13 protein-coding genes are annotated in these 14,866 nt (G+C 71.9%); 10 read left to right on the forward strand and 3 right to left on the reverse strand.

Annotated features, from left to right (window positions below; translation table 11 throughout):
- Positions 1-338: 338 nt before the first annotated feature.
- Positions 339-2,495 carry a molybdopterin oxidoreductase family protein gene (locus tag PBV52_RS14310; RefSeq protein ID WP_274238732.1) on the forward strand — a complete coding sequence of 719 codons (2,157 nt, stop codon included), beginning with the start codon at positions 339-341 and terminating at the stop codon, positions 2,493-2,495.
- Positions 2,496-2,589: 94 nt separating this feature from the next.
- Here the strand turns inward: PBV52_RS14310 and PBV52_RS14315 are convergent, their stop codons facing one another.
- Positions 2,590-3,024 (reverse strand): gamma-glutamylcyclotransferase family protein, encoded by a 435-nt coding sequence (locus PBV52_RS14315; protein ID WP_274238733.1) that lies wholly within the window; start codon positions 3,022-3,024, stop codon positions 2,590-2,592.
- A 110-nt stretch (positions 3,025-3,134) separates the two neighbouring features.
- Here PBV52_RS14315 and PBV52_RS14320 point away from each other — a divergent pair, with 110 nt between their 5' ends.
- From PBV52_RS14320 to PBV52_RS14340, 5 genes are all read left to right on the forward strand, one after another.
- Entirely contained in the window at positions 3,135-4,781 is a 1,647-nt protein-coding gene (locus PBV52_RS14320; RefSeq protein ID WP_274238734.1) for a M4 family metallopeptidase, read from the forward strand.
- Positions 4,782-4,884: 103 nt separating this feature from the next.
- A complete protein-coding gene (locus tag PBV52_RS14325) occupies positions 4,885-5,487 on the forward strand; it encodes a hypothetical protein (protein ID WP_274238735.1) in 603 nt (200 codons plus the stop codon).
- 170 nt (positions 5,488-5,657) lie between these two features.
- The gene (locus PBV52_RS14330; RefSeq protein WP_274238736.1) at positions 5,658-6,596 is read left to right on the forward strand and encodes an aminoglycoside phosphotransferase family protein; all 939 of its coding nucleotides are present in this window, start codon (positions 5,658-5,660) and stop codon (positions 6,594-6,596) included.
- 336 nt (positions 6,597-6,932) lie between these two features.
- Positions 6,933-7,451, forward strand: a complete 519-nt coding sequence (locus tag PBV52_RS14335; RefSeq protein ID WP_274238737.1) for a hypothetical protein — start codon at positions 6,933-6,935, stop codon at positions 7,449-7,451.
- A gap of 83 nt (positions 7,452-7,534) precedes the next feature.
- Positions 7,535-8,302: a class F sortase gene (locus tag PBV52_RS14340; protein WP_373921863.1), complete on the forward strand. Its 768-nt coding sequence runs from the start codon at positions 7,535-7,537 to the stop codon at positions 8,300-8,302.
- Here PBV52_RS14340 and PBV52_RS14345 read toward each other — a convergent pair.
- Positions 8,240-8,641 carry a helix-turn-helix domain-containing protein gene (locus tag PBV52_RS14345; RefSeq protein ID WP_274238739.1) on the reverse strand — a complete coding sequence of 134 codons (402 nt, stop codon included), beginning with the start codon at positions 8,639-8,641 and terminating at the stop codon, positions 8,240-8,242. The two genes, PBV52_RS14340 and PBV52_RS14345, sit on opposite strands and share 63 nt — an antisense overlap.
- A gap of 98 nt (positions 8,642-8,739) precedes the next feature.
- Here PBV52_RS14345 and PBV52_RS14350 point away from each other — a divergent pair, with 98 nt between their 5' ends.
- Positions 8,740-9,642, forward strand: a complete 903-nt coding sequence (locus tag PBV52_RS14350; protein ID WP_274238740.1) for an NAD(P)-dependent oxidoreductase — start codon at positions 8,740-8,742, stop codon at positions 9,640-9,642.
- A gap of 37 nt (positions 9,643-9,679) precedes the next feature.
- Here the strand turns inward: PBV52_RS14350 and PBV52_RS14355 are convergent, their stop codons facing one another.
- Positions 9,680-10,462 carry a TSUP family transporter gene (locus PBV52_RS14355; protein WP_274238741.1) on the reverse strand — a complete coding sequence of 261 codons (783 nt, stop codon included), beginning with the start codon at positions 10,460-10,462 and terminating at the stop codon, positions 9,680-9,682.
- A 214-nt stretch (positions 10,463-10,676) separates the two neighbouring features.
- Between PBV52_RS14355 and PBV52_RS14360 the strand changes: the two genes are divergently transcribed.
- From PBV52_RS14360 to nirD, 3 genes are read left to right on the forward strand one after another with little or no spacing between them, the layout of a single operon-like run.
- The gene (locus PBV52_RS14360) at positions 10,677-11,888 is read left to right on the forward strand and encodes an NAD(P)/FAD-dependent oxidoreductase (RefSeq protein WP_274238742.1); all 1,212 of its coding nucleotides are present in this window, start codon (positions 10,677-10,679) and stop codon (positions 11,886-11,888) included.
- Positions 11,888-14,494 (forward strand): nitrite reductase large subunit NirB, encoded by a 2,607-nt coding sequence (gene nirB / locus PBV52_RS14365; RefSeq protein WP_274238743.1) that lies wholly within the window; start codon positions 11,888-11,890, stop codon positions 14,492-14,494. The genes PBV52_RS14360 and nirB overlap by 1 nt, the downstream gene beginning before the upstream one ends.
- Positions 14,491-14,841: a nitrite reductase small subunit NirD gene (nirD, locus tag PBV52_RS14370; protein ID WP_274238744.1), complete on the forward strand. Its 351-nt coding sequence runs from the start codon at positions 14,491-14,493 to the stop codon at positions 14,839-14,841. Before nirB ends, nirD begins: the two co-directional genes overlap by 4 nt.
- Positions 14,842-14,866: the final 25 nt, after the last annotated feature.

Genomic DNA, 14,866 nt, shown 5'->3' on the forward strand with positions numbered 1-14,866 from the left:
AACGCCGTACGGAGTGCATGCGTGCGGCCATGCGTGCGGAGTGCACGCACGGAGACGTGCTGCGCCAGGTTGCGGACACGGCCTGGCGCCGTGCCTGGGCCTCGACTGTAGCCCCGGCTCTTCAACTCTCAACCAGGTGTGATCGGCCAACTACGGTACGGAATGAGACACGCGAGCCGACTTACGCAACGGCGGCAACTTCCTCACCCCCCGGCGGCGACTGAGGGCAGGGCGCCTGTGCGCCTCACGGCGGCCGGGCGGCGACGGGGAGGTCACCGTCCCGGCCGCGTAACAGGGATCCGTCCCGCATGTAACACGCCCGACTCACGCTGGACGGTATGCCGAACTCCGTGACGCCCACGCACTGCCCGTACTGCGCCCTGCAGTGCGGTATGAACCTCACGCCCCTGCAGGACGGGGGTGTCGCGGTGGTCGAGCGCCCGGACTTCCCGGTGAACAAGGGGGCGCTGTGCGGCAAGGGCCGTACGGCGCCCGCGGTGCTGGCGTCGAGCGTCCGCCTGACCTCGCCGTTGGTGCGCTCGGGCGGCACGCTGGTGCCCGCCACCTGGGACGAGGCGCTGGACCGCATCGCCGAGGGCCTTCACCGCACGCGTACGGAACATGGCCCGGACGCGTGCGGGGTCTTCGGCGGAGGCGGTCTGACGAACGAGAAGGCGTACAGCCTCGGCAAATTCGCGAGGATCGTGCTCGGCACCTCGCAGATCGACTACAACGGCCGCTTCTGCATGTCGTCGGCGGCCGCGGCCGGCATGAAGGCGTTCGGGCTCGACCGGGGGCTGCCGTTCCCGCTGGAGGACATCCCGAAGACGGGCTGCGTGATCCTGGTCGGCTCGAACCTGGCGGAGACGATGCCGCCGTCGCTGCGCTTCTTCAATGAGCTGAAGGAGAACGGCGGCACGCTCATCGTCGTCGACCCGCGCCGCACCAAGACCGCCGAGCAGGCCGACCTGCACCTGATGCCCCGGCCGGGCACCGACCTCGCACTGGCCCTCGGCCTGCTGCACCTGGTCGTCGCCGAGGGGCGGGTGGACGAGGAATACGTCCGGGAGCGCACGGTCGGCTGGGAGGACGCGCGGGCCGCCGCGATGGCGCACTGGCCGGAGTTCGTGGAGCGGATCACGGGGGTGTCCGTCCCTCAACTCCGCGAAGCCGTACGGATGTTCTGCGAGCCGGAGAACGCGATGGTGCTGACCGCGCGCGGGCCCGAGCAGCAGTCCAAGGGCACGGACACCGTGAGCGCGTGGATCAACCTGTGCCTGGCGACGGGACGGGCGGGCCGGCCGTTGTCCGGCTACGGCTGCCTCACCGGGCAGGGCAACGGGCAGGGCGGGCGCGAGCACGGCCAGAAGGCCGACCAGCTGCCCGGCTACCGCAAGCTGGACGACCCCGCGGCGCGGCGGCATGTCGCCGAGGTGTGGGGCGTGGACCCGGACAGCCTGCCCGGGCCGGGGCGCAGTGCGTACGAGTTGCTGGACGCCCTGGGCTCGGACATCAAGTCGCTGCTGCTGATGGGCTCCAACCCGGTGGTGTCGGCGCCGCGTGCCGCGCACATCGAGGAGCGCATCAAGTCCCTTGATTTCCTTGCGGTGTGCGACGTGGTGCTGTCGGAGACGGCGGCCCTCGCGGACGTCGTACTGCCGGTCACGCAGTGGGCGGAGGAGACGGGCACGACGACCAACCTGGAGGGCCGGGTGCTGCTGCGGCGGCGCGCGATCACCGCTCCGGAGGGCGTCCGCAGCGACCTGGACGTCATGCACGAGCTCGCGGCGCGGCTGGGCGGCGAGAAGGGCCTGGAGAAGGGCTTCCCGACCGACCCCGAAGAGGTCTTCGAGGAGCTGCGCCGGGCGAGCGCGGGCGGAGCGGCGGACTACTCGGGGATCACCTACGGCAGGCTGGCGGAGGAGAACGGAGTGTTCTGGCCGTGTCCGGCGGTGCCGGGCACGGGGGACGCCGAGGGCCCCGAGGACGGTGAGGACGCCTCGCTCGACTCCGAGCCCGGCAGCCCGGCGCACCCCGGCACGCCCCGCCTCTTCCTCGACCGGTTCGCCACGCCGGACGGACGGGCGAGGTTCGCCGCCGTCTCGCACCGGGCGGTCGCCGAGGAACCCGACGACGAGTACCCGGTGCTGCTGACGACCGGGCGGGTCGTGGCGCAGTACCAGTCCGGCGCCCAGACCCGCCGCGTCGACGAGCTGAACGCCGCCGCGCCGGGCCCGTTCGTGGAGCTGCACCCCCGGCTGGCGGCGCGGCTCGGGGCGGCCGAGGGCGATCCGGTGGCCGTGGTCTCGCGCCGGGGCCGGGCGGTGGCCCCCGCCCGCATCACGACCGGCATCCGCCCCGACACCGTCTTCATGCCGTTCCACTGGCCGGGCGAGGGCCGCGCCAACACCCTGACCAACCCGGCCCTGGACCCGACGTCGCGGATGCCGGAGTTCAAGGCGTGCGCGGTGCGGCTGGAGGCCGTGAAGTCGTAGCCGAACAGGGCCCGTTGGGCCTCGCGGCCGCCTGACTCAGCCGGACGGCCCGGTCCAGGCCGGGCGATCCGCGGCCGTGGAGGGTCCAACTCGCCTAGCTGGGTCGGGTCGTCCAGTCGCCGCTCTCGATGAGCTTGCCGTGGGCGCGCAGGCGGGCGGCGACGGCGGGGGCGGCGACATACACCCAGGCCTGTACGGCCGTTCCGTCGGAGTCGCGGATCACCTGGCGGGCGATGCGGTCGTAGAGGTTGCGCGGGTCGTCCGGGGCGTACTCCTCCAGGCGGTCGAGGGCTGCCAGGAGCGCGGGGTACTCCTCGGGGCGGGCGGTGACGAGGTCGCCGTACACCGTGCCGCTGCCGCCCCGTTCCTCGACGGCGTACGGGTAGCCCGGGCCGTCGTACAGCACCGCTCCGACGAGTCGTGCCGGGTCCTCGGTGAGGGTGCGGCCGCGCAGGAAGTGGTCGTGGTTGGGCTCTCCCGGGCGGAGGGTGCCGTAGACGAAGAACGGGAGTCGAGGAGAGAGGGTCACGGAAACGATTCTCTCCCCTCACACACCTCCACGTATTCACCCTGGTCATGGCATGTGCACGCCCCCTTGAATCTTGGGCATCCTCTGCGCCGCCCAGTTCAAGGAGACCGATGAGCCGAATACGGCCGCACATCCGGGGTTCCCGTCTTGCCACGGCGGGCATCGCCGCCGCCGGCGCCACCCTGTTGGCCACCGCCCTCTCCCCCACCGCCGGCGCGGACGACAGTCCGACCAGGGCCACCGCGCTCGAGAACGCCGCGTCGGTCCTCACGGACCACGCGGCGAGCCTGGGGCTGACCGCCGCGCAGGACACCACCGTGCGGGACGTGATCGTGGACGCGGACGGCACACAGCACGTCCGCTACGACCGCACCTACCGTCAACTCCCCGTCCTCGGCGGCGACTTCGTCGTCCACCTGGCCAAGGACGGTACGTACCGCAGTGCCTCGCGCGCGACCAGGAGCCCGATCTCCCTGTCGAGCGTGACACCCAGGATCTCGGCGCCGAAGGCGGCCGACCTCGCGGCGCGGCTGCTGCGTGCCGCGAACCTCGGCGAGACGCTCAAGCGGCTGACAGCCAAGCCCGAGCTGGTCGTCGACGTCCTGCACGGCACCCCGAAGCTGGCCTGGCGGACCGACGCGGTCGCCCAGGACTCCGTCGGCAACCCGGTCGCCCGCACGGTCCTGACCGACGCCCTGACCGGCACCCGGATCGACGCGTGGGACAGCATCGAGACGGCGTCCGGTGACGGGAAGTCGCTGTACGGCGGCACGGTGCCGTTGGAGACGACGCAGTCGGGATCGACGTACCAGCTGAAGGACGCGACGCGCGGCGGCACTTACACGGGTGACGCCGCGAACAAGACGGACCTGTGCCTCCTGACCGTCTGCCTCAACCGCGCCCCGTCGACCGTGTTCACGGACGCCGACAACCACTGGGGCACGGGCACCACGGCCAACCGCTCGACGGCGGCGGTGGACGCGCAGTACGGCACGGACGTGACGTGGGACTACTACAAGAACGTCCACGGGCGCAACGGCATCGCCGGCGACGGCAAGGGTTCGTTCAACCGCGTGCACTACGGCAACGCCTACAACAACGCCTTCTGGGACGACAGTTGCTTCTGCATGACGTACGGCGACGGTGACGGCACCCAGCTCGGTCCGCTGGTGTCGCTGGACGTGGCCGGCCACGAGATGACGCACGGGGTGACGTCGAAGACCGCGGCGCTGACGTACTCGGGCGAGTCCGGCGGCCTGAACGAGGCGACGTCCGACATCTTCGGCACGCTGGTGGAGTTCCACGCGGCCAATTCCTCCGACCCGGGCGACTATCTGATCGGCGAGAAGATCGTCCGGTCGGGCTTCAGCCGGGACGCCCTGCGCTACATGGACAAGCCGTCGAAGGACGGCAACTCGGTGGACTGCTGGAGCGCGACGACCGCGACGCTCGACGTCCACTACTCGTCGGGCGTCGGCAACCACTTCGCCTACCTGCTCGCCGAGGGCAGCGGCGCGAAGACGATCAACGGTGTCAGCTACAACTCGCCCACCTGCAACGGCTCTTCGGTGACCGGCATCGGCCGCGCCAAGCTCGGCAAGATCTGGTACCGGGCGCTGACGGTCTACATGACGTCCTCGACGAACTACGCGGGCGCCCGTACGGCGACGCTGAACGCGGCGAAGGACCTGTACGGGGCCGCAAGCACGGAGTACAACGCGGTGGCGGCGGCCTGGAGTGCGGTGGCCGTCGGCTGAACGCCGGAACCGGGTGTGTCCGATCGCCACGCCATCGTCTTGTAGGAAGGGGTCCTGAACAGACAGCATCCACACGCTCCGCATCCAGACGTGAGGACGAACCGTGCCTTTCGACGATGTACTCGACCGCCTCGATCTATGGCTGGCAGCCAACGCGCCGGACGAACTGCGCGTCCTGAACCCGCCCGCCACGGCGGGGCAGATCAGTGAGGTCGCCGAGAACCGGTTCGCTCTCCATCCGGAGCTGCGGGTCTGGCTCTCCCGTCACAACGGGGTGTCGACCTGGGCGCGGCCCGGCGGGCCGGGAGGGTTGCTGCCCGGCGGGCACTGTCCGCTGGACGCGGAGGGGATGCGGCTCGGGCAGCGGGACATGGAGCAGGAGGTGGCCTGGAGTCTGGAGGACGGGAACGAGGAGTCCGTCGTCGGGGCGACGGCGCATGTCCGGTGGGTGCCGCTGGCCAGGACCCTGTCGGGGACGGAGCTCGTCGTGGACCACCGGGAGGGGCCGACCGAAGGAGCGGTCCTGGAGATCGACCAGGACCTGGAGTTGTGGGGCGTCGTCCGCTGGAAGAGCGTGGCGGAGATGTTCGAGGAGACGGTCGTGTCCCTGGAGACCGGACGTCCTGTGGTGACCGCGATCGGCAGGGAGATCCGCGCCGAGTACGTCCACGAGGACGACGGCACCTGGCAACTGGTCTGGCGCTGACAGAGAGAAGAGACAGGGGGGACCGGCCGTGCCGGTCCCCCCTCTCTCTTACGCCGTGGGGAACGTAAAAGCGGTGGCTGCGCTGTCCTGGGCCCCGATACGCTCCGCTGCCGCCGACCCATCCCGCGGATCGCCGTCCTCCCCTCCTCCCCGAGCCGCCACGGAGCCGTATGCCATCGCCCACGAAGCCGCGCAAGATGCACGCCGACGAACTGGACATCGACGAGGCGCTGGTCGCCCGGCTGGTCGCGGAGCAGTTCCCGCAGTGGGCGCGGCTGCCGGTGACCCGGGTCGCCTCCGCCGGGACGGACAACGCCATGTACCGGCTGGGCGCCGACATGGTCGTACGGCTGCCACGGCTCCCCGGCGGGGCCCGCCAGGTCGACAGGGAACACCGCTGGCTGCCGCACGTGGCCCCGCACCTCCCCCTCGCCGTGCCCACACCGCTCGCAAAGGGCGAGCCCGGCGCCGGTTACGCACTGCCGTGGGGCGTGTACGACTGGCTGGACGGCGAGAACGCCTACGACGCACCGCTCGCCGAACTGCGCGATGCCGCCGGGGAGTTGGGCCGGTTCGTGGCGGCGCTGCGGACGGTGGACGCGGTGGACGGCCCGCTGTCCTTCCGAGGCGACCCGGCGAGCAAGCACGACACGTACGTCCGGGCCGCGATCCACGACCTGGACGCCGCCGGCACGCTGGATGCGGCAACGGCGACCGCGGCCTGGGAGGACACCCTCCACCTCCCCCCATGGGACGCCGCCCCCGTCTGGCTCCACAGCGACCTCCTCCCGGGCAACCTGCTGACCTCCTCCGGCCGCCTGACCGCCGTCATCGACTTCGGCGGCCTCGGGGTCGGGGACCCGGCCGCCGACACCATCGCGGCGTGGACCGTCTTCGACGCCGAAACCCGCGAGGTGTTCCGCGAGGCGGCCGGCGTCGACGAGGCGACGTGGGCGCGGGGACGGGGGTGGGCGCTGTGCTTCGGGCTGATGGCGGAGCACTACTACGGCGACGTGTGCGGCAACGGGACGAATCCGGTGCTGGCGGCGGTGGGGCGGCGGGCGGTGGCGGAGGTGCTGGCGGAGTACGAGGAGGGCAGGCGCCACTGAGCACGCGCGACTGAGCACGCGCAACTGGGCAGGCGCAACTGGGCAGGCGCGACTGAACCGCCGGCGCCGACAGCGGTCACCCGTTCACACCCCCGGCCCTGCGCCCATCGGGTTCTCTTCCACGACCTGCCCAAGACAGGGCGATGACCTGCTGAAACACCACCGCATCGGTGGTTTCCTCCCGCCCCTGCGACACCCGTTCACCCCAATTTCGGCGTTCCCTCAGGAAGCGCTCCCGCCCCACTGCCACTTACCTCGGAAGGGCAGGGCGCGACCGACGCAGCGGCACATGGTGATGTCGCGGGCCGTGGCCCCGCTGAGTGCGGAGGAGCATCGATGCGACGTACCGCCCGTCTGCTGACCGGGACCGCGCTGGCCGTCGGCGCCGTGGGGCTCGTCGTCCCGCCCGCGTACGGCGGCGACGGGGATGACCTGGAGGTGTCCCCGGCGTCGGTCGTGCCGGGCGGAGAGGTCACGGTGCGCACGGCCGGCTGCGGGGACGGCGCCACGGCGGAGGGCGACGCCAGCGCGGTGGGCGCGGGTTCCTTCACGCTGGCGCCGCACGAGCAGGGCGCGACCGGGCGGTTCCGGGTGCCGCCGAGCGCGCAGCCGGGAACGTACGAGATCGTCGCGACCTGCGCCGAGGACGGCCGGCGGGTGACGGGGGACCTGGTGGTCACGCTGACGTCCCCGCGTGACGAACAGGTGTATCCGAGAGGAAGTGTGAAGACGGGGGTCGGCGGCGCTCTTGGCCCCGATCCCGTGCAGACCGCGGCAGGCGTGGCGGCTCTCGCCGTCGCCGCCGCGGGCGGTACCTGGCTCCTGCATCGCCGGGCGAGAGGCGACGGGATCTGACGGACACCCTCCGCTTGTCCGTCCACCGGTACCGCACGTCCCCTCCCCCTCCGGGTCCGACGCCCCTCGCGGCCCGGAGGGGGATGAGGGCGGCCCGAGGAGAGTCCGAGGAGGCTCGCGTGCGCAGTCACCGCCGTCACCGCAGTCGCCGCAGCGTCGGCAACGCCGCCATAGCCGCCGTCACCGGCCTCGCCCTGTGCTCCGGCGCCTGGCTGCTGAGCGGCGGCGCCGACACACACGCCCCGCCCCCACAGCCGTCGGCGGCGCAGGCCGGCGGAGCCGGGGAAGCCGGGCGGGCCGGGGAAGCCGGGCGGGCCGGGGAGGCGAGCGGTACGCACGCCGACCCGCACACCGACCCGCACTCCGCAAACCCGCACTCCGCAGACCCCGCCCTCCCCCCCTCCCCTCCCGACCGCATCCGCATCCCCTCCATACGCGTCGACGCACCCCTCATGGGCCTGGGCCTGACGAGGACGGGCAGTCTCGACGTCCCGCCCTCCGAGCGGAAGAACCTCGCCGGCTGGTACGAGGCCGGCACCACGCCCGGTGAGACGGGCACCGCGATCGTCGCCGGCCACGTGGACAACGCCGACGGGCCCGCCGTCTTCTACCGCCTGGGCGCCCTGAAGAAGGGCAGCACGATCGAGGTGGACCGGCGGGACGGCGGCACGGCGCTCTTCTCCGTCGACGCCGTCGAGGTGTACGACGCGAAGGCCTTCCCCGACGAGAAGGTGTACGGCCCGGCCCCACGCCCCGAGCTGCGGGTGATCACCTGCGGCGGCGGTTACTCACGGACGACCGGGTATCAGGGCAACGTCGTCGTCTTCGCGCACCTCACCGGAGGCCGCTGACCGCTGCGCGCGACCGTCCAGGATGTTCTCCCGGCCCCATTCCCCGAGCGGGTCCAGCGCCGCGTTGAGCGAGGTGCCGCGCGGTGTCAGCGAGTACTCGACGCGCGGCGGCACCTCGTCGTACGCCTCCCGGTGGACGATGCCGTCGGCCTCCAGCTCCCGCAGCTGGGCGGCGAGGACCTTCTCGGTCACCCCCGGCAGCTCCCTGCGCAGCTCGCCGAAACGGTGCGGACGCTCGTTCAGCGCCCAGAGGATCAGCACCTTCCACTTGCCGCCGACCACGTCCATCGCGGCGTCGATCCCGCAGACGTACGACCCCGGCCGTCGCCCGATCGCCATGCCTTCCCCTCCCCTGCCTGGACACTTCCCCCGTAGTAACCACCCACTCCAAAGTACGTACTTGAGCAGGCAGTTCCTCTGCGACGAGCCTAAACGCCATGACTGACAACGCACTTGAGTCCCCTACGACCTCGACCCCGCTCACCCTCCTCGGCACCGGCGACATGGGCACCGCCCTGGCCCGCGCCTGGCTCTGCGCCGGACACCCGGTGACCGTCTGGAACCGCACCCCGGCCCGGGCGGAGCCCCTGGCCGCCGAAGGCGCGGCCGTCGCCGCGAGCGCCGCCGAGGCGGTGGCCGCAAGCCGGCTGGTCGTCGTCTGTCTGCTCGACGACGCCTCGGTCGGCGCGGCCCTCGAAGGTGCCGACCTGGCCGGCCGTGACCTGGTGAACCTCACCACCACAACGCCCGCCCAGGGCCGCTCCCGCTCCGCCTGGGCCGAAGCGCGCGGCGCCCGTTTCCTGGACGCCGGGATCATGGCCGTACCGCCGATGATCGGGGACGCGGAGTCGGGGGCCTACGTCCTCTACAGCGGCTCGCCCGGCCTCTTCGAGGAGCACGGCGACACCCTCGCCGTCCCGGCCGGCACCCGGTACGTCGGCGCGGACCCGGGCTTCGCGGCGCTGCACGACGTGGCGCTGCTGAGCGCGATGAGCGGCATGTTCGCGGGCGTCCTGCACGCCTTCGCGCTGATCCGCCGGGAGGACATCGCCCCGAAGGACTTCGCGCCGCTGCTGGTGTCGTGGCTCGGCGCGATGGCACCCGCCGCGCACAAGGCCGCCGACCAGCTGCAGAGCGGCGACTACGGCACGGACGTCGTCTCCAACCTCGCGATGCAGGTCGCGGGCAACGCCACCCTGCTGGCCACGGCCGAGGAGCAGGGCGTGAGCCCGGAGCTGCTGACGCCGTACATGTCCCTCTTGGAGCGGTGGCTCGCCGCGGGGCACGGCGACGAGGACACCACCGGCGCGGTCGCACTGCTGGATGCGCGGCAGGCGTAGATCCTGCGGCGTGAGTCCTGCGGCGTAGATCCTGCGGCTAGGCCGCCCACTGCTCGTACGCCAGCTTCGCCACCAGCGCGAACACCACCGTCAGCAGCACGACCCGGACGAATCCGCTGCCCTTCTTCAGCGCCGTACGCGCCCCCAGCATGCCGCCCGCCAGATTGAAGACAGCCATCAGCGCGGCCAGCTGCCACAGCACCGTGCCCTGCCAGGCGAAGGTGGCGAGCGCGCCGGCGTTGGTGCAGCAGTTGACGATCTTGGCGGTGGCGGAGGCGGTGACGAGGTCGAGGTGGAGTACGGCGGTGAGGGCGAGGACCAGGAAGGTGCCGGTGCCGGGGCCGATCAGGCCGTCGTAGAAGCCGATGCCCAGGCCCGCGAGGCCGATCGCGGCGAGGACCTGGCGGCGGGTGGCCGGACCCGTCGCCGGGGCCGTGCCGAAGGCGGGGCGCAGGATCACGAAGGCGGCGACGGCGAGCAGCACCACCATGATCACGGGCTTGAGCACCTCGGTGCTCATTCCGGCGGCGAAGAAGGCGCCGGCGGAGGAGCCCGCGAGCGCCGCCAGCCCGATGCGTACGGCGAGCCGCACGTCCACGGGCGCCTTGCGGGCGTACGTCACCGCGGCGCCCGTCGTGCCGACGATCGCGACCGCCTTGTTGGTGCCGAGCGCGTACGCGGCCGGGGTGCTCGCGGGCAGGCCGAGCAGCAGCGTCGGAAGCAGGAGCAGGCCTCCGCCGCCGACCACGGCGTCGATCCAGCCGGCCGCGAGGGCTGCGAGGCACAGGGCGGCGACCATGGTCAGCGATATGTCGGGCATGATCGCGACCTTAGGCGGATGATGCGTGTGCGGTCCACGTAAATGAGGAGCATCTGAGGTTGGGCCCCCTCCTGTCCCGATCCGATCTCACAGCCGGCGCCCGCCGCACCCTCCGAACCCTCACACCCACGCTCCGCCGCCGCTGAGGGCAGCGTTCCTCGCGGGAAACAGACGTGATGCGGTCGGGTAACACCGGCAACGCACGCTCAAGTGCATGACCTCGAATACGCGTGTGGTGGTGATCGGCGCCGGACTCGCGGGCGTACGACTCGCCCGGCGGCTCGGTGAGCTCGGCACGCCCGTCACGCTCATCGGCGACGAGGAGCACCGCCCCTACAACCGGGTGCTCCTCGCCGAAGTGCTGGCCGGACGGTACAGCCCCGACGTGATCGCGCTGCCCGCGCCCGCGGAGCTCACCCGCGCCCGGGTCACCGGCATCGACCGCGACGAGCGCACCGTCGAGTGCGCGGACGGGGCGAAGATCGCATACGACCGGCTGGTCCTGGCCACCGGCTCGAACCCGGTGCTGCCGCCCCTGCGCGGCCTGTTCACCCCCGACCACGTCCTGCCGGAGGGCGTCCACGCCTTCCGCACCATGGACGACTGCCTGGGCCTGTCCAAGGCGGTCCGGCCGGGAGTGAAGGCGGTCGTCATCGGCGGCGGGCTCCTCGGGGTCTCCGCGGCCCGTGCGCTCGCCCAACGCGGCGCCCAGGTCATCCTCGCCCAGCAGGCCGAGCGGCTCATGGAGCGCCAGCTCGACCCGAGCGCCTCGAAGCTCGTCCGGCGCCACCTGGGGGACCTCGGCGTCGAGGTCCACACCGACCTGCGGGTACGTGACGTGCGCTGCGTCGGCGGCGCCGTCCGCTCGGTCGAGATGGCCGACGGATACGCCCTCGACGCCGACATCGTGGTCCTGGCCTGCGGCGTGCACCCGCGCGCGGGCCTCGCTCAGGCCGCGGGACTGGACGTCCGCAAGGGGATCGTCGTCGACGACGAGCTGCGGACCTCCGACCCGTACATCCACGCCATCGGCGACTGCGCCCAGCACGACGGCAACGTCTACGGGCTGGCCACTCCGGCCCTCGAACAGGCCGAGGTGCTGGCCGAGTTGCTGGCCGGGCGGGCGCACGCCCGGTACACCGGCACCCGTTCACTGACCAGGCTCACGCTGCCCGGTCAGAGCGCCTTCGACCTCGCCGCGTTCGGCGAGACGGAGCCGCGCCCCGGGGACGACGTCGTCCAGCTCACGGACGCCACCCGAGGCACCTACCGCAAGGTCGTCGTCCGCGACGACCGCCTGGTCGGCGGGGTCCTCGTCGGCGAACTCGGCACCGTCGGCGCGCTCGCCCGCGCCTGGGAGGGAGCAGAGCCGCTCCCCGACGACGGCCCCCTGCTCCACCTGCTTACCAACGATGGAGGCTCCTGATGACCGCCACCCTGGGGGCCACCCCCACGATCGTGCTCGTCGGCCATGGCATGGTCGGCCAGCGCTTCCTCGAAGCGCTCGCCGAGCGCGGCCTGACCGCCACGCACCGCGTGGTCGTGCTGTGCGAGGAGCCGCGTCCGGCGTACGACCGCGTCGCCCTCACCTCGTACTTCTCGGGGAAGACGCCCGAGGACCTGTCCATGACGGACATGGCGTTCATCGAGACGCACGGCATCGAGCTGTACGTCGGTGACCCGGCCGAGACGATCGACCGCGAGGCGAAGACGGTCACGGCCAGGTCCGGCCAGGTCTTCGAGTACGACACCCTCGTCCTCGCCACCGGCTCGTTCCCCTTCGTCCCGCCGGTCCCGAACAAGGACGCCGAGGGCTGTTTCGTCTACCGCACGATCGAGGACCTTCTCGCCATCGAGGAGTACGCCAAGACGGCGACGACCGGTGCCGTGGTCGGCGGCGGTCTCCTCGGTCTTGAGGCGGCCGGTGCGCTGAAGGGCCTCGGGCTCACCTCCCACATCGTGGAGTTCGCGCCGCGCCTGATGCCCGTCCAGGTCGACGAGGGCGGCGGCGCGGCCCTCCTGCGCACCATCGAGGAGATGGGCCTGAGTGTCCACACCGGTGTGGGCACGCAGGAGATCGTCGTCGACGAGGCCGGTGCCGTCACCGGCATGAAGCTGTCCGACGGTTCCGAACTCGCCACCGACCTGGTGGTGTTCTCCGCCGGTGTCCGCCCCCGCGACCAGCTGGCCCGCGACTGCGGCCTCACGGTCGGCGAGCGCGGCGGCATCACCGTCGACGAGCAGTGCCGTACGGTCTCCGACCCGCACGTCTTCGCGATCGGCGAGTGCGCGCTGGCCTCCGACGGCCGGGTGTACGGCCTGGTGGCCCCGGGTTACGAGCAGGCCGAGACGGCCGCGGCCACGATCGCCGAGGACGAGGCGGAGTTCACCGGCGCCGACCTGTCCACCAAGCTGAAGCTGCTCGGCGTGGACGTGGCGTCCTTCGGCGACGCGCACGGCGCGACCGACGACTGCCTGGACGTCGTCTACTCCGACTCCCGCGCGGGGCTGTACAAGAAGCTGGTCATCGGCCGCGACGGCACGCTGCTCGGCGGCATCCTGGTCGGCGACGCGGAGGCGTACGGCACGCTGAAGGCCTTCACCGGCTCGGTCCCGCCGGTCTCGCCCGAGTCGCTGGTGCTGCCCGCCGGGGCCGGCGAGTCCGTCCAGCTCGGCCCGACCGCGCTGCCGGACGACGCGATCATCTGCTCCTGCAACAACGTCCGCAAGGGCACGATCCGCGCCGCGGTCACCGACCACCAGTGCACCACCGTGCCCGAGGTGAAGAAGTGCACCAAGGCCGGTACGACGTGCGGCAGTTGCGTCAAGGTGCTCGGCCAGCTCGTCAACGCCGAGCTGGAGGCCAGCGGCGTCGAGGTCGACAAGGGCCTGTGCGGCTGCTTCTCGCAGACCCGCGAGGAGCTGTACGAGATCGTCCTCGCCCTGCGCATCAACACCTACCAGGACCTGCTGGACCGCTACGGCCGCGAAGGCGCCAAGGGCGGCGACGGCTGCGAGATCTGCAAGCCTGCGGTCGGCTCGATCATCGCCTCCCTCGCCCCGACGATCGGCGTGAGCGGCTACGTCCTGGACGGCGAGCAGGCCTCCCTGCAGGACTCCAACGACCACTTCCTGGCCAACCTCCAGAAGAACGGCTCGTACTCGGTCGTCCCGCGCATCCCCGGCGGTGAGATCACCCCCGAGGGCCTGATCGTGATCGGCGAGATCGCCCGCGACTTCGGCCTCTACACGAAGATCACCGGTGGCCAGCGGATCGACATGTTCGGCGCCCGCGTCGAGCAGCTCCCCCTGATCTGGGCCCGGTTGGTGGACGCCGGCTTCGAGTCCGGCCACGCGTACGGCAAGGCGCTGCGCACGGTGAAGTCCTGCGTCGGCCAGACCTGGTGCCGCTACGGCGTCCAGGACTCGGTCCGCATGGCGATCGACCTGGAGCTGCGCTACCGGGGCCTGCGCTCCCCGCACAAGCTGAAGTCGGCCGTCTCCGGCTGCCAGCGCGAGTGCGCGGAGGCCCAGTCGAAGGACTTCGGCGTGATCGCCACCGCCAACGGCTGGAACCTCTACGTCGGCGGCAACGGCGGCGCCACCCCGCGCCACGCGGACCTGCTGGCCCAGGACCTGTCCGACGCCGAGCTGATCAAGTTGATCGACCGGTTCCTGATGTTCTACATCCGTACGGCGGACCGGCTGGAGCGCACCTCGACCTGGCTGGAGCGGATCCCCGGCGGCCTGGACCACGTCCGGGACGTGGTGGTGGAGGACTCCCTCGGCATCTGCGAGGAGCTGGAGTCCCTGATGGCCGACCACGTGGCGCACTACGCCGACGAGTGGGCGACGACCATCAACGACCCCGAGAAGCTCTCCCGCTTCGTCTCCTTCGTGAACGCCCCCGACACCCCCGACCCGGTCGTCGGCTTCATCCCCGAGCGCGACCAGATCAAGCCCGACCTGCCGCTGCTGTCCATCGGCATGCGCCCCGCTGAAGACGTCCTGGAAGGAAGCGCCCAGCGATGACCCTGGCACCCGAGACCACCGATCTGAAGGTCCAGCTCAAGCTGGAGGACGACTGGTTCACGGTCTGCGACCTGGCCCGGCTGCTCCCCGGCCGCGGTGTGGCTGCCCTTCTCCCCGACGGCCGCCAGGTGGCCCTGTTCCGCGACCGCACCGGCGCCCTGTACGCCATCGACAACCGCGACCCCTTCGGCGGCGCGGCGGTCCTCTCCCGCGGCCTGACCGGCACCCACCAGGGCCGCCCGTTCGTGGCCTCGCCGCTGCTGAAGCAGCGCTTCGACCTGGAGACCGGGCAGTGCCTGGACGACGAGGCGGTGCGGATCGCGGCGTACGAGGTGCGGGCGGCGTAGCTCCATCCGCAGGTTTCTTGACTGA

This window comes from Streptomyces sp. T12, assembly GCF_028736035.1.
GTDB lineage: Bacteria > Actinomycetota > Actinomycetes > Streptomycetales > Streptomycetaceae > Streptomyces.